18 protein-coding genes are annotated in these 19,317 nt (G+C 58.3%); 8 read left to right on the top strand and 10 right to left on the bottom strand.

What is annotated here, in order from left to right; all coding sequences use genetic code 11:
* Positions 1 to 58: 58 nt before the first annotated feature.
* Positions 59 to 2,602 carry a sulfatase-like hydrolase/transferase gene (locus LOC68_RS28460; RefSeq protein ID WP_230214217.1) on the bottom strand — a complete coding sequence of 848 codons (2,544 nt, stop codon included), beginning with the start codon at positions 2,600 to 2,602 and terminating at the stop codon, positions 59 to 61.
* A 278-nt stretch (positions 2,603 to 2,880) separates the two neighbouring features.
* Between LOC68_RS28460 and LOC68_RS00245 the strand changes: the two genes are divergently transcribed.
* Positions 2,881 to 3,603 carry an MBL fold metallo-hydrolase gene (locus LOC68_RS00245; protein ID WP_230214218.1) on the top strand — a complete coding sequence of 241 codons (723 nt, stop codon included), beginning with the start codon at positions 2,881 to 2,883 and terminating at the stop codon, positions 3,601 to 3,603.
* Here LOC68_RS00245 and LOC68_RS00250 read toward each other — a convergent pair.
* The 3 genes from LOC68_RS00250 to LOC68_RS00260 all read right to left on the bottom strand — a co-directional run bounded on the left by LOC68_RS00250 (position 3,600) and on the right by LOC68_RS00260 (position 6,314).
* Positions 3,600 to 4,400: a transporter substrate-binding domain-containing protein gene (locus LOC68_RS00250; protein WP_230214219.1), complete on the bottom strand. Its 801-nt coding sequence runs from the start codon at positions 4,398 to 4,400 to the stop codon at positions 3,600 to 3,602. The genes LOC68_RS00245 and LOC68_RS00250 overlap by 4 nt on opposite strands.
* Before the next feature lie 94 nt (positions 4,401 to 4,494).
* Positions 4,495 to 5,097 (bottom strand): HXXEE domain-containing protein, encoded by a 603-nt coding sequence (locus LOC68_RS00255; protein WP_230214220.1) that lies wholly within the window; start codon positions 5,095 to 5,097, stop codon positions 4,495 to 4,497.
* A 185-nt stretch (positions 5,098 to 5,282) separates the two neighbouring features.
* A complete protein-coding gene (locus LOC68_RS00260) occupies positions 5,283 to 6,314 on the bottom strand; it encodes an aldo/keto reductase (protein WP_230214221.1) in 1,032 nt (343 codons plus the stop codon).
* A gap of 248 nt (positions 6,315 to 6,562) precedes the next feature.
* Here LOC68_RS00260 and ilvA point away from each other — a divergent pair, with 248 nt between their 5' ends.
* Positions 6,563 to 8,143, top strand: a complete 1,581-nt coding sequence (gene ilvA, locus LOC68_RS00265) for a threonine ammonia-lyase, biosynthetic (RefSeq protein WP_230214222.1) — start codon at positions 6,563 to 6,565, stop codon at positions 8,141 to 8,143.
* 6 nt (positions 8,144 to 8,149) lie between these two features.
* Here the strand turns inward: ilvA and LOC68_RS00270 are convergent, their stop codons facing one another.
* Positions 8,150 to 8,941 (bottom strand): sulfite exporter TauE/SafE family protein, encoded by a 792-nt coding sequence (locus LOC68_RS00270; RefSeq protein WP_230214223.1) that lies wholly within the window; start codon positions 8,939 to 8,941, stop codon positions 8,150 to 8,152.
* A 9-nt stretch (positions 8,942 to 8,950) separates the two neighbouring features.
* The gene (locus LOC68_RS00275; RefSeq protein WP_230214224.1) at positions 8,951 to 9,118 is read right to left on the bottom strand and encodes a hypothetical protein; all 168 of its coding nucleotides are present in this window, start codon (positions 9,116 to 9,118) and stop codon (positions 8,951 to 8,953) included.
* Positions 9,119 to 9,762: 644 nt separating this feature from the next.
* Here LOC68_RS00275 and LOC68_RS00280 point away from each other — a divergent pair.
* Together LOC68_RS00280 and LOC68_RS00285 are read left to right on the top strand one after the other, a co-directional pair.
* Positions 9,763 to 11,187, top strand: coding sequence for a DEAD/DEAH box helicase (locus LOC68_RS00280; protein ID WP_230214225.1), 1,425 nt, complete (start codon positions 9,763 to 9,765; stop codon positions 11,185 to 11,187).
* 189 nt (positions 11,188 to 11,376) lie between these two features.
* Positions 11,377 to 12,303, top strand: coding sequence for a glycerophosphodiester phosphodiesterase (locus LOC68_RS00285; RefSeq protein WP_230214226.1), 927 nt, complete (start codon positions 11,377 to 11,379; stop codon positions 12,301 to 12,303).
* A 67-nt stretch (positions 12,304 to 12,370) separates the two neighbouring features.
* Here LOC68_RS00285 and LOC68_RS00290 read toward each other — a convergent pair whose 3' ends face one another.
* Positions 12,371 to 12,979 carry a DUF2239 family protein gene (locus LOC68_RS00290; RefSeq protein WP_230214228.1) on the bottom strand — a complete coding sequence of 203 codons (609 nt, stop codon included), beginning with the start codon at positions 12,977 to 12,979 and terminating at the stop codon, positions 12,371 to 12,373.
* A gap of 263 nt (positions 12,980 to 13,242) precedes the next feature.
* Here LOC68_RS00290 and LOC68_RS00295 point away from each other — a divergent pair, with 263 nt between their 5' ends.
* The 3 genes from LOC68_RS00295 (at position 13,243) to LOC68_RS00305 (ending at position 15,942) form a co-directional block, all read left to right on the top strand.
* Positions 13,243 to 14,376, top strand: a complete 1,134-nt coding sequence (locus LOC68_RS00295) for an alpha/beta hydrolase (protein WP_230214229.1) — start codon at positions 13,243 to 13,245, stop codon at positions 14,374 to 14,376.
* Positions 14,377 to 14,512: 136 nt separating this feature from the next.
* Positions 14,513 to 15,211 (top strand): protocatechuate 3,4-dioxygenase, encoded by a 699-nt coding sequence (locus tag LOC68_RS00300; protein WP_230214230.1) that lies wholly within the window; start codon positions 14,513 to 14,515, stop codon positions 15,209 to 15,211.
* A 32-nt stretch (positions 15,212 to 15,243) separates the two neighbouring features.
* Entirely contained in the window at positions 15,244 to 15,942 is a 699-nt protein-coding gene (locus LOC68_RS00305; RefSeq protein ID WP_230214231.1) for a hypothetical protein, read from the top strand.
* A 64-nt stretch (positions 15,943 to 16,006) separates the two neighbouring features.
* On the opposite strand, the gene LOC68_RS00310 is transcribed toward LOC68_RS00305, so the two are convergent.
* On the bottom strand, positions 16,007 to 16,450 hold the full coding sequence (locus LOC68_RS00310) for a VOC family protein (protein WP_230214232.1): 444 nt from the start codon (positions 16,448 to 16,450) through the stop codon (positions 16,007 to 16,009).
* Between the two features lie 97 nt (positions 16,451 to 16,547).
* On the opposite strand from LOC68_RS00310, the gene LOC68_RS00315 reads away from it, so the two are divergent.
* On the top strand, positions 16,548 to 17,054 hold the full coding sequence (locus tag LOC68_RS00315) for an NUDIX hydrolase (RefSeq protein ID WP_230214233.1): 507 nt from the start codon (positions 16,548 to 16,550) through the stop codon (positions 17,052 to 17,054).
* Between the two features lie 77 nt (positions 17,055 to 17,131).
* Here the strand turns inward: LOC68_RS00315 and LOC68_RS00320 are convergent, their stop codons facing one another.
* Entirely contained in the window at positions 17,132 to 18,031 is a 900-nt protein-coding gene (locus LOC68_RS00320; RefSeq protein WP_230214234.1) for a DUF1559 domain-containing protein, read from the bottom strand.
* A 247-nt stretch (positions 18,032 to 18,278) separates the two neighbouring features.
* Positions 18,279 to 19,157, bottom strand: coding sequence for a DUF1559 domain-containing protein (locus tag LOC68_RS00325; protein WP_230214236.1), 879 nt, complete (start codon positions 19,155 to 19,157; stop codon positions 18,279 to 18,281).
* Between the last annotated feature and the right edge of the window lie 160 nt (positions 19,158 to 19,317).

Below are 19,317 nucleotides of genomic sequence, written 5' to 3' on the forward strand. Positions count from 1 at the left end.
GTCAAGTATCCATGATATCGCGAGCCATTTCTACCATGTGCGCGTTTTTCGCTTGTTGCTAGAGCGCTTCGTCCGGCCAAGGGACTGGTTTGCCGGTCGCTTTGACGATTGGCATCGCAGCATCAACGGAACGGAGATAGTCAGACAGAACTTGGGCGAGCGCACGCGTTTTGTCAGGCATTTTTTCGGCCAGGTTCGTCTTTTCGCCGATGTCGTCGGCCAACTGGAAGAGCTCGAACTTCTGCGAGGCGTGATGGTAAATCAGCTTCCAGTCTCCCTGGCGGACGGAACTGAAGGGAGGTTGGTTGTAGAGATTCGGATAGTGCCAGAAGAGAGGACGTCCGCGACCGGGGATCGTTTCGGCTTGTTTTAGTTGCGGGACGAAGCTGACGCCGTCGCTGGGATGCTCGCCGTCGATCTGCGCCAGTTCAAGGAAGGTCGGAAAAATGTCGTCAATCAAGACGTAGTCGCTGGTCGTCGATCCGGCCTGGGTCACGCCGGGCCATTTGACGATTAGCGGCACGCGGTCGCCCCCTTCGTACGGCGAGATCTTGTGACCGCGGAGCGGCAGGTTGCGTGGAACGTTTTGGGGCGCCCCGTTGTCCGACATGAAGACGATGATCGTATCGTCCTCAACGCCATGGCGGCGAAGATTCGCCAGGATGTCTCCCAGCGACTTGTCCATTCCTTCGAGCATCGTCGCCAGCGTTTTGCCCAGGCCCGGCAGCTCGGCGTCTTGGTAGTTCTCAACGTAGCGATCGTCATTTTCCCAAGGCGCATGGACCGCATAGTGGGCCATGTACAGGAAGAAGGGTTGGTTCGCTGCGACCGCTTTGTCGATTTCCTTGTTCGCCTCGATCGTCAGCGCCTCGGTTAGAAAGATATCTTGGCCGTGATACGCTTCCAGCCCCGGAACGTCCCAGATTCGATCTGCGTTGCGCCACGCCGCGCTGAAGTTATGCTTGCCGTGATAACTGCCAGGTCCGCCAGCGGCATGTCCGGCGATGTTCACGTCGAAGCCGAGGTTCTTCGGATCTTCGCCTGGCGTCCCTTTCGCGCCAAAGTGGGCTTTGCCGATATGGATCGTCTTGTAGCCCGATTTTTGCAGCAGCGACGGCAACGTGGTCGCTTGCACGGTATTGGGGATTCCGGCAACTGGACTCAGCCCATTCAGGTTCCAGGTCGGCTCTTGCAGATTTGGATGTTTGCCGGAAGGCGAAACGTCCTTTCGCAGCGTCCAGCAGGTGACCCCGTGCCGAGCGGCGTTCATGCCGGTCATCCAACTGATCCGCGTCGGCGAGCAAATCGCACAGGCATAGGCCTGGGTGAATTTCATTCCATCGGCGGCCAGGCGTTCCATGTTCGGCGTGCGGTATTGCCGATTGAGCGCCGTCGTTTCGGTATGAAACGGCAGCGACGTATCTTGCCAACCCATGTCGTCGACCAGGAAGAAGACGATGTTGGGACGCTTGGCGTTGGTGGAAACGGCGGCCGAAACTTCCGGAGTCGGGCCAACGTCGGGCGGCAGGTTGATCTTGAACGCATGGTTCATGCAGCGCGACGTCCCGTCGTACGTAAAGCCGGAAGCGACGTACAAATAGGCAGGGCGGCCGTCGATCGTCAGCACCTTGGGGCGTTCCGCTTTGGGGCGATTGCCGTAGATCCGACGGAGCGGTTTTTGATCGAAGTCCGGAAGGTAGTCCGAGAAGAGCCGCATGCCGAGTTGGATCCAATCAGGACGAAAACGAATTCCATCCTCGCTGACCCAAAGCGCCAGTCCTCCTTCTAGTCCGGTGACGTCGCCATGATTGTCGGTGGTCAACAAGCAGACTTTGCCATCCCAGGTAAAGACCGACGCATCTTCAATTACCACGCCGTCGGCGGTAACAGGTTCCGGTTGATGACGATAGGGGCCCTCCAATTGGTCCGCAATCGCGAGTCCAAAGTAGGTCTGCGTTTTGCCGTTTTGACGCGTCGACGTCTTGTAATAGAGGTGGTACTTATCGCCAACCTGAACGATCGCAGGGTTTACGACTTGCCGACCGGCGGAAAAGTGATCCGGCGCGTTATCGAGGATTAGCCCGTCCTTACCCACTTTCCGCCACGGACCATCGGGAGAGGATGCCACCATCATGCCGATCTTCTGATTTAGCGGATGAGGAGGCTGGCGGTAGTCGCTGTTGGCGATGTAGACGAGGACATACTTGTCGCCGAATCGCTTGACCTCGGGATTGTGAGGGGCGTAGCGATCCCAAGCTCCCGCGACGCCGCTTCCTGCGACGACGACGTCTTTAAACTGGAACGGTCCGGCGGGGCTGTCGGCGACGTAGTGCGCGATCTCGCTTGACTTGCGCCATGCTGGATCGACGTTTCCTTCCGGCCAGCGCGCGGCGAACAGATGGGTTTTCCCTTCGTCATCGATTACTGGCGCCGCGCCCCAGATCGTGTAATTCTCTTCGCGGATCGCAGGGCCGACATACTGCAGTGCGTCGGCGATCGGTGAGGCCGGAACGCGAAGCGAATCGATGTCCACAGCGGCAGCGGTCGACAGAATGATCGTGAGAGAGAGTAGCGACGCGAGCGAAAGAAGATTGCGAGTCACAGGATAAAGCCTGGAATGGAGGGGGGAAACGCCGTTTGAAGCGAGGGACTTATCGTAGGTCATCTTAGTACCATCGCCGCAGGTCGCAAGCGATTCCGCACGCCGGAGGGGAACCGGTCGAACAGGATATTCCGCTGGTTGCTGAAACTGATTGATTCGTGCTTCATTTCTCAGATTTTGGCGCTGTGCCGCATGTTCGCTAGGGCTGTCCGCTTTGACGAAAAAGTCCGCTCCAGCGATGATGGGGGCGACGGCAAGAACGGGGCCAGTACGATCCAATGACCAACGCGATGAATCCGACGGAAGAGGGAACGATACTTCAGGTACGCGCTCCGGCGATCAACTTCTACGTCCTGCGCGATCGAGAAGAACTCTATCTGATCGACGCTGGATTTATCGGTGGCTTGCGGCTCTTGCAACGTGCGCTTGCGCGGCGCAGTTGGAATCGCTTTCCCATTCGCGGCGTTATCGTCACGCATGGTCATCTCGACCACATCTTGAACGTGAAGACGATTGCGCGGCGCTACGGCGCTTGGATCGCTGCGCCACGATTGGACGCCGAACAGTATGCGGGCAAATCCAATTATCCCGGCAAGGCCCGCGTTGCGCAGTGGCTGGAAACGTTTGGAAGGCCGATCCTCGGCTTTCAGCGATTTACGCCGGACCGATTGCTTGATGACGGCGACATGCTCGACGTTTGGCAAGGGCTGAAAGCGGTCCATTTGCCGGGGCATACCGGCGGGCACATGGGATACTACGCTCCCGAGCGGCGATTGCTGTTCAGCGGCGATCTGTTCGTCAGCTATCGGGGAGCGGCCAGATTGCCCCCTGACATCTTTAATTCAGAGCCGCAGCAGATTCCGGCCAGCGTCCACGCGGCGCTGGCGTACGATCTGGAAGGAGTCTTGCCGAATCACTGCGATCCTTCGCCGCCAGCCGAGCATCTCCGACGTTTTCGCGCATTAGGTTCGCGACTCGCGGCTAGAAACTCTAGCGACTAGTTCTCCCCTTTCGCTTCGTCGCAGGGCGTTTCCGGCAATTGGACCTGGTATTTGTCCAGCAGCTTCTGATACTCGCCGTTCTTGCAGAGCTGACGAATTCGATTGTTGAACTCGATGCAGAGCTTTTCGTCGGCGAAAGCGACTTTGAAGTTGGTAACTGCCGGGAAGAGGTCAAAGACCTGGACGTCGTCCAGCGAATGACCGAGCGACTCCGAGAAGTGATTGAAAATGTTTTGATCGATTACGATTACCGCGTTGTCCGACTTCCAGAAATCTTCGACTTGGATCTTCTGGTCGGCGACTTCCTTGTATTTCGCCCGGTCGGGACCAGCAGGAGCGTACATCTTTTCAAATTCGCCCCCCAAGTCCAGGTAAGCGTTTTGCCAGGTTAGCACTTCGTACGGAGCGAGGTCGGCGATCTTCTCGATCTTGATGTTGGCCGACTTTTTGGCGATCGCGACGTTGGAAAACCCAATGAAATCGTTCGAGTCGAACTGGTTTTCATGCTCTTGGCGAACGCCGGCCGAGACTTCCGCTTTCTTCTCCGGTACTGCCTTTTCCAGCTCTTCGTAGGGAAGCTGGACGAAGCTCAACTCGTACTCCGAAAAGGCGATCTTCATCAGATCGACTTCAAGTCCGCTGGTCGCCTTGTCCAGAACATAGGGGGGAATGTCCGGCGAAATAGCGACGGTCAGAGTCTTCGGTTCGGTCGGTTTTTCCGCAGGCGAGCAGCCGACCGAAAGCATCGTGACGACGAGGCCAATGCACAGCATTTTCGAAGCGAAGAACGTTTTCATCCAGACGCACTCCATACAAGCGACGCCGCCCTGCGACGACAAGATACGGTTTGCGGTGAGTTTACCTTCTTTTTCGCACGGCTGCACCGCGGGCTTACGCCAGGTGGGTCAGCATGTGTTCGCGATGTTTCACGCTCAGGACGATGCCGATATGGATCGCCAGCGCAGTCGCCAGACCGACGATATGGGCGATCATTCCTAGGCCGTTGCATTCGCTCAAGATAATCCATGTGAATCCGCCGACCGGCAGAAACAAAAAGATTGCGGTCCAGAGGCCTGGGTTGTAGCGATGGAGCGCCAGCGTCATCGCGACATGCGCCAACGCGTTCAGCAACATCGTATAAACGGCGATCAAACCCCAGCCGACGTCAAACAGCCCGGCCATCAGCAGCGCGACGAAGTAAACGATCCAGACGCAGCCGACGTTGATCCACATGGTGGCCCGCGGCGTCAGCGCCTCTTGGCCTCCGGCGACCGTCTCGTTGACGAAGCGGCGGAAGCGATCTCCCAGATGCTCTTCCAACTGGTGGATTTGGTAGACGATCAATTGGAGGAAAACCAGAACGAGCGCGAAGCTCCAAACTCCGGCGACCAGCGGCAGCATTCCGATCAGAAACAGCATCGACACGGCGCCGGCGAAGGGCCAGTTGTCGTCCAACCATTTGAGTGGAGCAGGCGTTTTTTCAGGAATGGCCATCGACCGCAAGCCTCTGCCAAAAAAAGGGTGATTTGCTGAGAGAAATCTGGCAAATCTACGTCGCGCCCCTGGGCAGTCAAACGATCGCATCTGTGGCCGAACTGCCGAAACAACGAAAAGCCCCGTCCGATCTCAATGAGAAGGATCAGGGAAATCGCTTTAATACGGTTGTGACGGTCAGCCGACTAAACGGGACGTGGGTTCCGTTCTTCAAACTGGAGCTGATGCCAATAGGGATATGCGCGCGTCGTTTCGCTCGCAGCGTCGAGCTGCGCGATTTGCTCCGTCGTCAGGACCCAACTGACGACGTCGAGATTCTGCTTCAATTGCTCTTCGGTGCGAGCCCCGATGATCACCGTGGAAACGCTCGGACGCTGCAGCACCCAGTTCAATGCAATCTGCGCAACCGACTTCCCGGTTTCCGCGGCGACGTCGTCGAGCGCGTCGATGATGTCATAGACTCGTTCGTCTGGGACGGGTGGGCCAATATCGCGGGCAATCTGGCTCTGCAGTCGTGTGTTCTCGGGGAGCGGCTGACCACGGCGAATCTTGCCGGTAAGTCGGCCCCAACCAAGCGGGCTCCAGACGACCGTGCCGACCTTTTGATCCAAGGCCAACGGCATCAATTCCCACTCATAGTCGCGACCGACAAGAGAGTAGTAGGCCTGATGGGCGACGTAACGTGATAGGCCGTAGCGATCGGAGACGGCGAGCGACTTCATCAAGTGCCAGCCGGAGAAGTTCGAGCAGCCGATGTAGCGAATCTTTCCAGCCCGAACCAGATCGTCGAGCGTCATCAGCGTTTCTTCGACCGGAGTCGTCGCATCAAAGCAATGCAGTTGATAGAGATCGATGTAGTCGGTGCCCAAACGTCGCAGACTCGCTTCGACCGCCTTGGTCAGGTGGAATCGCGAGGAGCCGACGTCATTGGGACCGTCTCCCATGCGAAACGTTCCCTTCGTCGAGACCAGAACCTGGTCGCGACGTCCTTTGATCGCCTGGCCAAGAATCTCTTCCGCAGCGCCTTGCGAATAGATGTCGGCCGAGTCGAACATCGTCAGCCCTGCGTCGAGACAGATGTCAACCAGGCGGGTCGCTTCGGCGACGTCGGAACTTCCAAAAGCCTTGAAGAACTCTCCTCCGCCGCCGAAGGTGCCGGTGCCGAAGCTCAAAACGGGGACCGTCAGCCCCGATCCGCCGAGTTGTCGATATTGCATGCTGACCGCCTCCTGACGTCTGGTGGAAAATCGATAGCCGAGCTGCGCTTCTCCGCACTCGCTCGCGACTCGCCCTCATTTCCTATTAACGCAATCCGGTTGGGGAGGGCAAGTTGGTGCGGCGCAACGAATAAAAGAAAGAATCAAACCGATTTTAGAAATCGCTCTTTGGGGGCGCCATGCAGGTGAACGGTGAGTCGCTCGTTATAATCAAAGTGAAGTTCCATACTTTCGCATTAGAGACCTTTATGCTCGGCCCTGGCCAAACTCCGCATAATCAACTTGCCCCTGCTGGAAAGTCGGGCGATTCGCCCCTTGGCCTGACCGACTATCTGCTGAAGATTTTGAACGCACGGGTCTATGACGTGGCGATCGAATCGCCGCTGGAAGAAGCGACGCGGTTGTCGAAGCGGCTCAGTAACGCCGTCTGGCTGAAGCGAGAGGATAGCCAGCCGTCGTTCAGCTTCAAACTGCGCGGCGCCTACAACAAGATGGCGCATCTGACGCCGGAGCAACTGTCGCGCGGCGTCATCTGCGCTTCGGCCGGAAATCACGCGCAAGGAGTCGCGCTCAGCGCTCATCGTCTTGGGTGCCGCGCGCAGATCGTGATGCCGGTGACGACCCCCAAGCTGAAGATCGAAGCGGTCCGCGCGTTCCACGGCGAAGTGACGCTCCACGGAGAAAGCTATACCGACGCCTACTCCTATGCGACCGAAATGGCGGCCGCACAAGGGTTGACCTTTGTTCATCCGTTCGACGATCCCGATGTGATCGCCGGGCAAGGAACGATCGCAATGGAGATCCTGCAGCAGTTGCAGCATCCAATTCATGCGATCTTTTGCGCCATCGGTGGCGGCGGTCTCATCTCCGGCGTCGCCGCTTACGTGAAAGCGGTGCGACCGGAGATCAAAGTGATCGGCGTGCAGATCGCCGATTCTAGCGCGATGGTTCAATCGGTCGCCGCTGGCGAGCGGGTTCAGCTGAGCGAAGTCGGACTCTTTTCAGACGGCACGGCGGTCAAGCTTGTCGGCGAGGAGACTTTCCGCATCACGCAGGCGCTGGTCGATGAGTTCGTCATCGTCGATAACGATTCGGTTTGCGCTGCGATCAAAGATGTATTTGAAGACACCCGCAGCATTCTGGAACCTGCCGGAGCGCTTAGCGTCGCGGGGCTGAAGAAGTACGTGGCGGAGAAGGGGACGACCGACGAAAACCTGATCGCGGTGACCTGCGGCGCCAACATGAACTTCGATCGCCTTCGCTTCGTCGCCGAGCGAGCCGAAGTGGGTGAGCAGCGAGAAGCGCTGTTCGCTGTGACGATTCCCGAAAAGCCGGGGAGCTTCAAACGTCTCTGCGAAATCCTGGGAGCGCGGGGAATCACCGAGTTCAACTATCGCATGGCCGACAATTCCCAGGCGCACGTCTTTGTCGGTTTGACGACTTCCAGCCGTCAGGATACGGCGGAAACGATCGACAAACTCAACGAACATGGTTTCGTCGCGGTCGATCTGACGAATGACGAACTCTCGAAGATGCACGTCCGCTATATGGTTGGAGGTCGGAGTCCGCATGTGCTTAACGAGCGACTCTACCGTTTTGACTTTCCGGAACGGCCGGGCGCACTGATGAAGTTCCTGTCGCACATGCCGCCGAGCTGGAATATCAGCTTGTTCCACTATCGCAGCCAAGGGGGCGACGTCGGCCGCATCTTGGCCGGAATTCAGGTGCCGGATAGCGAGATGGCCGGATTCGAACAGTTCCTCAGCGGCCTGGCTTATCCGTGCGTTGATGAGACCGACAACCCGGCGTATCGGTTGTTCTTGCAATAAACGCGCTTAGAACATTCGGATAAGCAAGCGGACGCCGACAAAGCAGAGGGCCAGCGCCAGCATCTTCACGATGAGCGAGCCCTTTAGCTTGGTCGAAATCGCGGCGCCAAGCGGCGCTCCCATCATTACGCCGACCGCCAGATACATGGTGGTTGAAAGTTCGCCCTGAAACTCTCCCTCGCAAACGTGCGTGATCGTCGCCGTGAGCGCGATGAACGTCAGCACGAAGTGAGAAGTAGCGGTTGCGAAATGGGGCGGCATATGCAGCGCACGAATCAGAAACGGCACGTGGATGATCCCGCCGCCGATCCCGAGCAAGCTCGATACGACGCCGATATAGGCGCTGCCGAGTGAACCGATCAGCATCCGCGTTCCGGCAATCGGATTGTCGGTATCTTCGTCGACGTTGGTCGAACCGAGCGGATTCGCAAAGAGCCAGCCGCCGATCAAAACCAACAGCGTTCCAAAGATCGGATCGAATAATTGACGCGGCATCGTGCGGACCAGCATTGTTCCGAGGATCGCTCCGGGAATGCCTGCGACGGTGAAGATGGTCCCAGCACGATAGTCGATTCGCCCCATTCGCATGTAGGCGATCGTGCCGGAATAGGCGTTAAAGAAGACGACCGCTAACGAGATCGCGGTAATCTTGGCCGGAGACTCGTCCGGCATCATCATCAGCAGGATCGGAACCAGGACTGATCCCCCCCCGGCTCCCACCAACGTTCCGTAAGCGCCGACCAGAAATCCGATCGGGGCGTAGCGGAGAAATTCCTGCATTTCGGGCGAGAGCATCATGCGGTCCCCTTAGATCTGATAGTCGAAGGGAGGACCGGGCGGACGCGGCTGATCGCGGTTATCGACGTCCTCTCGCGGAGGCGTCGGTGGCCAAAGCCACGCAAAGACGAGATACGTCCCCCAGCCCCAGACAAGTGGAATGATCACGCTGGCGGCGATTAACAGGGGCGTGCTCAACAGTTATCTCCCCACGAAAACGGATACGGCTCCCTCGATTGTACGGATCTAGCCGAAGACGCCAACCGCGACTGTCCATCTCGGTAAGCGTCAGAATAAGGAAAAAACCTCCCTTTTCGGGCTTTTGTGGGGTTCTGGGGGATGACTTTTCGGGTGATCCGGCGCCATTGCGGCATTCCGTGCGAGGGAAACTATTTTGCCCCTATCCAAATCTACGTAGGAGGTTACAATTCGTCACTTGAACACGGCTGGAGGAAATCTTGTCCGGTTCAGAGTTGAGCACGCACCGGCGTCCAAGAGAGACGTCGGTTGATCTACTTCAATCTTTTGGCCAGGCTTCCTTGGAATCGCCTCGGCGTTCAAGATTTCAGACTGGCATTAATCGCTTCCTTTCATTCGGCCGCTCGCCTTTGGGCTTGCGAATCTGTAATGACAGGCCGAATGAACGCGACCAGCTCGCGGCCGATCTGCAAGTAGCGGATCTTTGCGTCTCTCGACACGTGCGTCATGCCGCGCGTTGATCTTCCGATCACAGTACGTCGTTGACGCCGCCAGTTGCCGCTGGAGTTGACCATTCTGGTCCTCGATCGATCGAGGACTGCGCTCACGGCGGTCGTATTGCACTTAAACAGGTTAGGATTGAATTGAGTATTTCTAGTTTCCGTGAATTGCAGCTGAGCGACGCGATCCAAGATGCGCTGGCCGCCGAGAACTATCACACGCCGACCCCGATTCAGGGTCAGGCGATTCCGCACCTGCTGGATGGGAGCGACCTGATCGGTTGCGCTCAAACCGGCACCGGTAAGACCGCCGCCTTTGCGCTGCCGATTTTGAACGCGCTGGAACAAGGACGCCGTCGCGCCGATCCGTGCGCTCCTCGCGTGTTGGTCTTGTCTCCAACCCGCGAACTGGCGACGCAGATCGCCGAAAGCTTCCGCACCTACGGCCGCAACATCAAGTTCCGTTCGACCACTATCTTCGGCGGCGTCGGTCAGAACCCGCAGGTCCGCGCTTTGAAACGCGGTGTGCATGTCGCGATCGCGACTCCGGGTCGTTTGATCGACCTGATGGATCAGGGCTACGTTGATCTGAGCCAAGCCACGACCTTCGTGCTGGACGAAGCGGATCGCATGCTCGACATGGGATTCCTGCCGGCGTTGAAGACGATCATCGCCGAACTGCCGAAAGAACGTCAGACCGTTTTCTTCACCGCCACGATGCCGCCGAAGGTGGCTCAGTTGGCGGAAGGTTTGCTGCGTGATCCGGTTCGCATCGAAGTCGCTCCGGAATCGACGACCGCGGAACGGGTCGAGCAACGCGTGATGTACGTCAGCCATGGCGACAAGAAGGCGCTGCTCGAGCACTCGCTGCAAGGGGAAGGGGTTGGCCGGACGCTGGTCTTCACCAAGACCAAGCATGGCGCCGATCGCTTGGCCAAAGATTTGAACGCCTCCGGAATTCGCAGCGATGCGATTCACGGCAACAAGACGCAAAACAAGCGTAATCGGGCGCTTGAAAGCTTCCGCAGCGGTCGCACGCAAGTGTTGGTCGCGACCGACGTCGCCGCTCGCGGCATCGACGTCGACGGCGTGACGCACGTTGTGAACTACGATCTGCCGATTGATCCGGAAAGCTACGTCCACCGCATCGGGCGAACCGGTCGCGCCGGTCGCGAAGGTATCGCGCTGTCGTTCTGCGATCTGGGCGAAATCGGTGCGCTGCGAGCGATCGAGCGACTGATTCGGATGTCGATCGTCGTCGACGCCGATCACCCGTTCCACGTCGAACCCCGTTCGCGCGGTCCGCGCAGCGGTGGTGGCGGAAATGGCCCGCGTCGTAACTATGGCAAGCCGTACGGTCGACCCGGCGGCAAACGCAGCCACAGCGGCAACGCAGCCGGTAAACATGGCGGCGGCCGTAGCGGCGGTGGATTTGCTCCGGAAGGAGCCGAATCGGGCGGCGAACGTCCGAAGTCGTACGGCCAAGGCCCCCGCGGCGGAGCGAAACGCCCCGGCGGAAAACGCCCGTTTGGCGGCAAGCCGAAACGGAAGACCGGCGGCGACCGCTAATCGCACAAGCCGAAAGCAGGGGAACTTGCTTTCGGCTTTTTTATTTCTTGATGAAGAAGTCTTGGAGAGTTACAGGCCATTCTCGACGGCCGCGCCAGCGCGGGTTAGCCTGGGTTCCACGTGACCGGTTTCCGCACAGGGAAACCGGTCGGCAATGGCTAATGGATCGATCCAGAGAGATGACACGCGATGATTCGGACTGCGGCGACGACGGGACTGGTCTGGTTGGGTATTTTCGGCGCAGTTTTGGCGCAGGAGAAGGCGTCGTGGAACGTTCGCGATCACCAGCCGATCGAAGAGTTCGTCGTGCAGGCGCATCGCGGCGCTGGCGAACTGTCGGAAGAGAATACGCTCGAAGCGTTTGAGCTGGGCTGGAGTCTGAACTGCATTCCGGAAGCGGATGTGCGAACCACGAAGGATGGCGTGATCGTCGCGTTTCATGACGCGAACTTCGCCCGAGTCGTCAAAGACGTGACGCCGGAGTTGGCGAAGCAGGGGGTAAAAGATCTGACTCTAGACCAGCTGCGAAAGCTGGACGTCGGGTCTTGGAAGGGGACCAGTTTCGAGGGGCGTCAGACGCCAACCTTGGCCGAGGTTTTCGCCCTGATGCGAAAAGACCCGTCGCGGCGACTCTATCTGGATTGGAAAGACGCTGACCTACCGCAACTGGCGGCGCTCGTGAAGAAAGAACAAGTCGAAAGCCAGGTGATCTTCGCGTCGACTCTCTATCCGAAACTGAGGGAATGGAAGAAGCTTTCGCCGCAGTCGCAAACGCTCTTGTGGATGCGCGGCGACGACGCCGGTTTGGAAAAACGGTTTGAAGAGCTTCGTGCGACCGATTTCGCTGACGTCACGCAGTTGCAGATCCATGTTCACCTGACCAAGCCTGCCGACCAGATCGAGCGAATCGACGCCAATCCGTTTGAAGAGTCGGACGCATTCCTAATCGCGCGTGGTGACGAACTTCGGAAGCATGGCATCTTGTTTCAAACGCTTCCCTACGGCGGCGCGAGCGAAGCGATCTACCTGAAGTTGCTCGATCTCGGCTTCATGTCGTTCGCGACCGATCATCCGCACGTCACGTGGAGCGCGGTGAAAGCCTTCTACGCCGAGTAAGGCTGTAGTAGGGCAGGCCGTGCCTGCCGAAGTCCAAGCGTTCATATTTTGGCAGGCACGGCCTGCCCTACATCGGCGGAGGCGGAGCAAACGCGTCGGCGCCCAGACGTTTGATGTAGTCGCGAACGTCGCTCGGCCAGGTCGCCGACATTTCGTCGAATCGGGCGATGTCGGCGGCGAAGAGGGCCCGCGACGCCTCTTCAAATCCGACCAGGTCGCCTGCCATGTCGGACATGAATCGATAAGCGGCTTCCTGCGATTGGCGAACTCGATCGGCAGGGCCGCTGATGCGTTTCGCCTCCTCGACCAATCGTCGCAGCGCTGCCGATGCGCCGCCGGGCTGCGTATCGAGCCAAGCCCAGTGTCGCGGTAAGAGAGTCACTTCTCGCGCCACGACGCCCAGTTTGGGGCGACCTCGGCCGCGCGGCGTTTTCGGCTTCGCATCTTCGCTGGCCCAGCGAGCCGCCATTTCGAGCCGCTCCAGCACGTCCTCAAGGCTGCCGTAAAAGTCGAAATCGACTAGATGCCCTGTCGCGTCGTCGTAGACCAGGACCTCGGGATGGTCTTCCGCCTGCAGCGCATGCCAGACTGCAGGAGCGACCGCAGCGAGTTCGCCCGATCCGATTTTCCGAAACCCTTCAAACGCGGTACAGAGCGTTCGTGCCGTCGCTTGCATGCGATTCTCCTATGCGGTTTTCACGATGGGGGATTTTATCCGGGTAGAAAGCCGCGGCAAGAGGAAGGGGAAAATCTCATCTTTTCAGGACGTCGATTCGCAGGATAGGGGGGAACGCTTGGGGATTGTCCTGTGTTTGGTGCATGCGGGCCATTCGAAATTCTCCACCCCCTTTGGTTTCAGCGCGAAACTTCTTTCGCTCCTATGCGTTCCGTAGTTAACGGCAAAGTCGACTTCACATCGAATTTGGGGAGAGACGTACAATGATGGGCAAAGTGATGAACGCGGCATCGCTGGTAGTTGCGTCGATTCTTTCGACGACGGTTCTGGCGCAGCCGCCGAGACAAGTCCCTGCTGGAACCGAGATGAAAAAGGACCTGACCTACGCCAAGATCGGGGATCGAGAGCTGAAGCTCGATCTCTATCTGCCGGAGAAGGCGGACAAGTCGCTGCCGTTGGTGATCTGGATTCATGGCGGCGGTTGGATGGCCGGAACCAAAGATGGTTGTCCCGCGCGTCGTCTGACTTCGGAAGGATACGCCGTCGCGAGCGTCGAATATCGCTTGAGCGGCGAAGCGGTCTTCCCGGCCCAGATCGAAGACTGCAAAGCGGCGGTCCGCTGGCTGCGCGCCAATGCGGAGAAGTATGGGATCAATCCGAATCGCTTTGGCGTCTGGGGAAGTTCGGCCGGTGGGCACCTGGTCGCGATGTTGGGGACGACCAGCGATACCGAGAACTTTGACGTCGGAGAGCATCTCGACGTTTCGAGCCGCGTCCAGGCGGTCTGCGATTACTACGGACCGACCGACCTGTTGAAGATGGACGAAGGGAAACCGGCGAATGCGCGTCGTCGTCATGACGCTCCTGATTCGCCTGAGTCGAAGTTGATCGGTGGGCCGATTCTCGAAAACAAAGAGAAGGCGGCGAAGGCGAATCCGATCAACTACATCAGTGCAAAAACGCCGCCGTTTCTGATCGTGCATGGGGACGTCGACCCGACGGTCGCGCATAGCCAAAGCGTGCTACTGTACGATGCGCTCAAGAAGGCGAACCTGCCGGTCCACTTTCATACGATCGAAGGCGCCGGGCATGGCAAAGGTTTTGGGGGTGCGGATGTGACCGAGATGGTCGACAAGTTTTTCGCCAGCACGCTGAAGAGCGACGAGCCGGTGAAGAACGAACAAATCACTTCGACCAGCAAAGCGAGCGAGCCGCGCGGGGCCGCCGGTTCGCCGATGGGACCTGGGCGACAGTTGAGCTACGAGCAGGTGATGGCTCGCGCCGATCGCAACAAGGACGGCAAAGTCACCAAAGAGGAATTTGATGGTCCTCCCCGCCTGTTTCCGGTCTTGGACCGTAACAATGACGGTGAAATTGGGCAGGAAGATTTTCGCTAACGTCTCATTTCGTAGCGTTTTTTGACAATTTCCCCGCTTCGCGGAACTTTCTACGGTTTAATTAGTTTAACGGATGTAACTGGGCGGCGCCGAAACGCCCAAGTCGCATCTACTCATCCAAGGAACTCTGTTGACTATGAATCAATCGAATTCGTTCTCGCGCCGTCGCTGGATGGCCGGAGCTTTCGGCATCGCTTGTTTTACGACCCGCGGGCTGTTCGCCGATTATCTGTTTCCTTCTCCGTCGATGACGGAAGGGCCGTTCTATCCGGACAAGATGCCGCTTGATCAAGACAACGACCTGATCATCATCGGCGACAGTCTGACGCCTGCAGTGGGCGAGATCACGCATCTGACGGGACGCGTGTTGTCGACCAGCGGTGAGCCGATTCGCAATGCGACGGTCGAAATCTGGCAGTGCGACGCCAACGCGGTCTATCTGCACACGGCCGACAGCCGCACGAAACAGAGCCAACAGGATAAGAACTTCCAGGGCTTTGGTCGCTTTGAAACGGCCTCGACCGGCGAGTATCGTTTCCGCACGATCAAGCCGGTTCCTTATCCGGGCCGTCCGGCTGGACATATTCACGCGAAGGTGAAAGTCGGCGGACGCGAAGTATTGACGACGCAGATCTTCGTTCGCGGCGCCGAAGGGAACGCTCGCGACGGCATTTACCGCAGCGCCGGAGACGTGATTGATCGTGAATTGGTTACGGCCGATTTCACGCCGGTTCCCGGATCCAAGATCGGCGAATTGGCGGCCAGCTTTGACTTCGTCATCGGCCGTACCCCGGACGATCGCAACTTCCCCTCGACCCGTCGCGCCCCTCGCTAAGGCGGACTTTCTTTTCTTCAGGAGTTTGGAACATGAGATGGCATTTTGTGAAGTCGCTGGCCTTGGCCGCGGCGTTTGGTTTGGCGTCGACTTCCCTTTGGGCGCAAGGCCCCGGCGGTCCGGGTGGCCCGGGAGGTCCTGGCGGACCGGGCGGCAATCAACGCGGCAACAGCTCCGCCGACGAGATGATCGCTCGCCTGATGAAGTTGGACGCCAATCAAGATGGTCAGCTGACGAAGGACGAAGTGACTGATCGTCGTTTGCTCCGTTTGTTCACGGCCGCGGATGCCGACAAAGACGATGTGGTGACCTCCGACGAGTTGCAAACCTACCTCGCCAGCCAGGCCAGTAGCCTGCGTGGCCAGCAAGGGGGCCAACGCGGCCAAGGTGGGCCTGGGATGGGGCCCGGCGGCCAAGGTGGTCCCGGAGGGCCGGGTGGACAAGGGATGGGCCCCGGTGGTCCGGGAATGGGCATGGGCCCAGGCGGCATGATGGGACCGCCGCGAATCGGCGAAGTGATGCCTTCGTTCGTGCAGCAGATGCTGAATCTGACGCCGGAGCAGCAAGCGCAAATCGCCGCACTGCAGCAAAAGGTGAACGCTGAACTAGCGGCCATTTTGACCGACGAACAGGAAGCCAAATGCGTTCAGATGATGCAGGGCGGTCCTGGCGGACAACAAGGCGGGCCTCGTGGCGAAGGCGGTCAGCGTGGCGGCCGTGGCCAACGCTAATCGCATGTGACTACGACAAGAAAGGGACAAGCCAATCGCTCGTCCCTTTTTTTATGCGCCGACGCTATTCGTCAGACGTTTCCCATGGATTGTAGGTGCCGATCGTCCAGAGACGGCCTTCCAGATCGCGACAGGTAAAATCGCGGCCGCCGTACTCTTCATCCTTGATGTCGATCACGATTTTGGCTCCGGCGGCTTTCGCTTTCGTGTAGATCGCATCGGCGTCGGCGACGACCAGATAGACGCTTTGCGTTTCGCAGTCGCCGATCTCTTCCGGCTGTTTGATCAGCTTTCCCCACTCCGACTCATTCTCGATCGAGCCGAGCATGATCATGCCGCCGCCGGAAAAGGTGAGCTGCGCGTGGGCGATCGTACCCCCTTCGCCGTGATAGACGGCGTGTCGTTTAAACCCAAAGACGTCGCACAGCCAATCGATTGCGGCGGATGCGTCATGGTAGCGCAGACAGGAAACGACCATCGACCCCTGGTTAACGGCGGTGGATGACATTGGTATGCTCCCGAAAAGGTGCGAAGGTGAGCGACTCTATCGGCAATGTACCGGACGTCGCACGCAGGTCCCAGCAGATTTTGAAAAAGGAAGAGGAATGGTCGATCGACGCTATGAAGGAGTTCGCTTCGCGGTGGATCGGGTTGTGCATGATGGCCGCCAGCGCGATATCGTGCGGCATCCGGGCGCGGCGGTGATCTTGCCGATTGTTGGCGACGACCAGATCTGCTTGATTCGCAACTATCGCGTTTCGGTCGAAGAAACGCTGATTGAACTGCCGGCCGGGACCCTTGAGCCGAATGAACCGCCGGAAATTACCGCTGCCCGCGAACTGACCGAAGAGACTGGCTATACCGCGGAATCGGTCGAGCTGCTGGTGAAGTTCTATCCGTCGCCAGGGATCATGGATGAGCGGATGTTCGTCTACGTCGCTACGGGACTAACCGCAGGGGCGCCAGAGCGGGAAGCGGGGGAAGAGATCGAGAACCTCGTCGTTTCACTGGATGAAGCGATCTCGATGATCGGCGACGGCCAAATCAAAGACGGCAAGACGATCGCGGGCCTCCTTTACTACGAGCGATTCCGGCGCAGCTCGCAGGCGTAAATACGCGCACGAAAAAAGGCCCTGCGATTGGGGATCGCAGAGCCTTCAGGGGCAGATGGGGCGCTGACGCGGGGCTCTTAATCGAGCGTGACGACCTGACCGTCATTGCGAGCGGCCAGATATCCCAGCGTGGTCAGGTTGATCGTCACCGGAATGTTGTGGACGCTGCCGTCGACGAACACGAACTGGCAGATGCCGGGATGGTAGCTGCCGAAGATCGCGCCGCTGTTGTCTTTGATCGTGCGGGCCAAGCCATAGCCGGAACCAGCTTTGCGGGTCGAGTTGCCATGGTCGCCGTTGTACGCGCCGCCGTCGCCGGCTCCGGTTTCGCCGAAACGGGTCTGATTCACATGCTTTTCGCCAACCATTAGCGTATTGCTCAAGCCGTCGGTGATGTCGCGGAAGTTCAGCCCTTTCTGATTCCCTTTCGAGCTTGGCTCGCCTTGGTAGCGATAGAAGACGCCGTTGAAGGTCGAGTCAGTCCAGTAGTCAGCTCCCGTCGTACCGCCGTTGCTGGCGTAGTCGGCCAGCGCCCCGTTAACGACGACGCTGGTGTTGCCGTCTTGGATGTCGCCGACGCTCAATAGGCCTTTGCCGTCACGCCGTGACGGGCAGAAGTATTCTTCGACTGAAGTCTCGCGAGCCAGTTGGTTCGCCGTGTTGTAGTAGTTCTTCGTCAGGTCCCATTTTTCGTACAAGTTCCCTTGTTCGATCTGCGGCAGAATATCGACCAGCCAAGTCTGATAGACGTCTTTGCGACCATTCGGCAGATGGCCGAACGTGTCGTGGTGATTGTGCATCGCCAGACCGATCTGCTTCAGGTTGTTCGAGCAGCTCATGCGACGGGCCGCTTCGCGGGCTTGCTGCACCGCAGGAAGCAGAAGTGCGATCAAGACGCCGATGATCGCGATGACCACCAACAGCTCAACCAGGGTAAAGCCGATCCGAGATCGGTCGCGACGAAGGAGCATGGACATACAGGGTGTACCCAGAGAAATAGAGATAAATGGATGGGCATTCGCGCCGAATAGCGCTGCAATCTTAAAAGTAACAAGAACAAAAAAATCTACAAATGTACTGAGGATGTTTTCGGCGAAATTGTCCTCGCTAGAGGCAACTGAGGGAAAGTCCATCCAGTGGATGAACATATCCCATGGTGTTGCCGAAAGTGATGGCGCTAAGCAGTTAGCGTCGGAGAGCTCGCCAAGCCCCTTGACTTCGCGGCTAATCGAGCGTGACGACCTCGCCGTCATTGCGTGCCGCCAGACGACCCAGGGTGGTCGTGCTGGTCGTTACGTTGACGTTGCGAACGCTGCCGTCAACGAAGACGAATTGGCAGACGCCGGGGTGGTAGCTTCCAAAGATGCTGCCGCTTGTGTCGCGTTTGGTGCGAGCGAGCGAATAACTGGGCCCGGCATAGCGGTTTGACTGACCATGGTCGCCGTTATAGGCGACGCTGTCGCCGTAGCTCTTCTCGCCAAAGTGATCGAGATGGACGTGCTTTTCGCCCACCATGAAGGTGTTGCTCGTCCCATCGGTGACGTCACGCAACCCAAGGCCTTTGGTTGCTCCTCGTCCGAGCAGCAAAAAAACGCCGTTAAAGGTCGACGAGTCGAAGTAGTCGGGACTGTTGGTTCCGGCGTTGCAAGCGTAGTCGGCGACCGCCCCTTTGATCGTGTAGTTCGTGTCGTCGCTCACGTCATCTTTGCTCAATTCGGTCCCGTCCCGTCGCGAAGGGCAAAAAAAGGCGTCGACCGACGTTTCGCGGGCTGCCTGGTTGTTGGCGTGATAGATGTTCTTGGTGAAGTCCCACTTTTCATACAGATTCTGCTGTTCGATGAACGGCAGGAGATCGACCAGCCACGTTTGATACGTATCTTTGCGGCTGCAGGGGAGCGTGCCGTAGGTGTCATGGTGATTGTGCATCGCCAAGCCGATCTGCTTCAGGTTGTTCGAGCAGCTCATCCGGCGAGCCGCTTCCCGGGCCTGTTGCACAGCTGGCAGCAACAGCGCGATCAAGACGCCGATGATGGCGATCACGACGAGCAGTTCGACCAGCGTAAAGCCGGCGCGCGCCTGCGGTCGAAGCGAGGAGTCAGCCATTGCGATATTGCCTTGGAAAAGAAAAACAGAATCGATGAGAATTGACAAAATATCGGAATTCACATGCAAAATAACAACTTTAAAAAATTCTTCAAATGTATTGTGGCATTTTGCGGAAAGATGTTTGTTGTAGATGCCGTCTAGAGCCGCGGAATTCTCC

It is taken from the genome of Blastopirellula sediminis (genome assembly GCF_020966755.1).
GTDB classification, from domain to species: Bacteria; Planctomycetota; Planctomycetia; order Pirellulales; family Pirellulaceae; genus Blastopirellula; species Blastopirellula sediminis.

What these genes read in the sequence shown, in the direction of transcription:
- LOC68_RS00245 (WP_230214218.1), top strand. Translation starts at nt 2,881, where the DNA reads ATGACCAACGCGATGAATCCGACGGAAGAGGGAACGATACTTCAGGTA.
- LOC68_RS00250 (WP_230214219.1), bottom strand. Translation starts at nt 4,400, where the DNA reads ATGAAAACGTTCTTCGCTTCGAAAATGCTGTGCATTGGCCTCGTCGTC.
- LOC68_RS00255 (WP_230214220.1), bottom strand. Translation starts at nt 5,097, where the DNA reads ATGGCCATTCCTGAAAAAACGCCTGCTCCACTCAAATGGTTGGACGAC.
- LOC68_RS00260 (WP_230214221.1), bottom strand. Translation starts at nt 6,314, where the DNA reads ATGCAATATCGACAACTCGGCGGATCGGGGCTGACGGTCCCCGTTTTG.
- ilvA (WP_230214222.1), top strand. Translation starts at nt 6,563, where the DNA reads ATGCTCGGCCCTGGCCAAACTCCGCATAATCAACTTGCCCCTGCTGGA.
- LOC68_RS00270 (WP_230214223.1), bottom strand. Translation starts at nt 8,941, where the DNA reads ATGATGCTCTCGCCCGAAATGCAGGAATTTCTCCGCTACGCCCCGATC.
- LOC68_RS00285 (WP_230214226.1), top strand. Translation starts at nt 11,377, where the DNA reads ATGATTCGGACTGCGGCGACGACGGGACTGGTCTGGTTGGGTATTTTC.
- LOC68_RS00290 (WP_230214228.1), bottom strand. Translation starts at nt 12,979, where the DNA reads ATGCAAGCGACGGCACGAACGCTCTGTACCGCGTTTGAAGGGTTTCGG.
- LOC68_RS00295 (WP_230214229.1), top strand. Translation starts at nt 13,243, where the DNA reads ATGATGGGCAAAGTGATGAACGCGGCATCGCTGGTAGTTGCGTCGATT.
- LOC68_RS00300 (WP_230214230.1), top strand. Translation starts at nt 14,513, where the DNA reads ATGAATCAATCGAATTCGTTCTCGCGCCGTCGCTGGATGGCCGGAGCT.
- LOC68_RS00305 (WP_230214231.1), top strand. Translation starts at nt 15,244, where the DNA reads ATGAGATGGCATTTTGTGAAGTCGCTGGCCTTGGCCGCGGCGTTTGGT.
- LOC68_RS00310 (WP_230214232.1), bottom strand. Translation starts at nt 16,450, where the DNA reads ATGTCATCCACCGCCGTTAACCAGGGGTCGATGGTCGTTTCCTGTCTG.
- LOC68_RS00315 (WP_230214233.1), top strand. Translation starts at nt 16,548, where the DNA reads ATGGTCGATCGACGCTATGAAGGAGTTCGCTTCGCGGTGGATCGGGTT.
- LOC68_RS00320 (WP_230214234.1), bottom strand. Translation starts at nt 18,031, where the DNA reads ATGTCCATGCTCCTTCGTCGCGACCGATCTCGGATCGGCTTTACCCTG.
- LOC68_RS00325 (WP_230214236.1), bottom strand. Translation starts at nt 19,157, where the DNA reads ATGGCTGACTCCTCGCTTCGACCGCAGGCGCGCGCCGGCTTTACGCTG.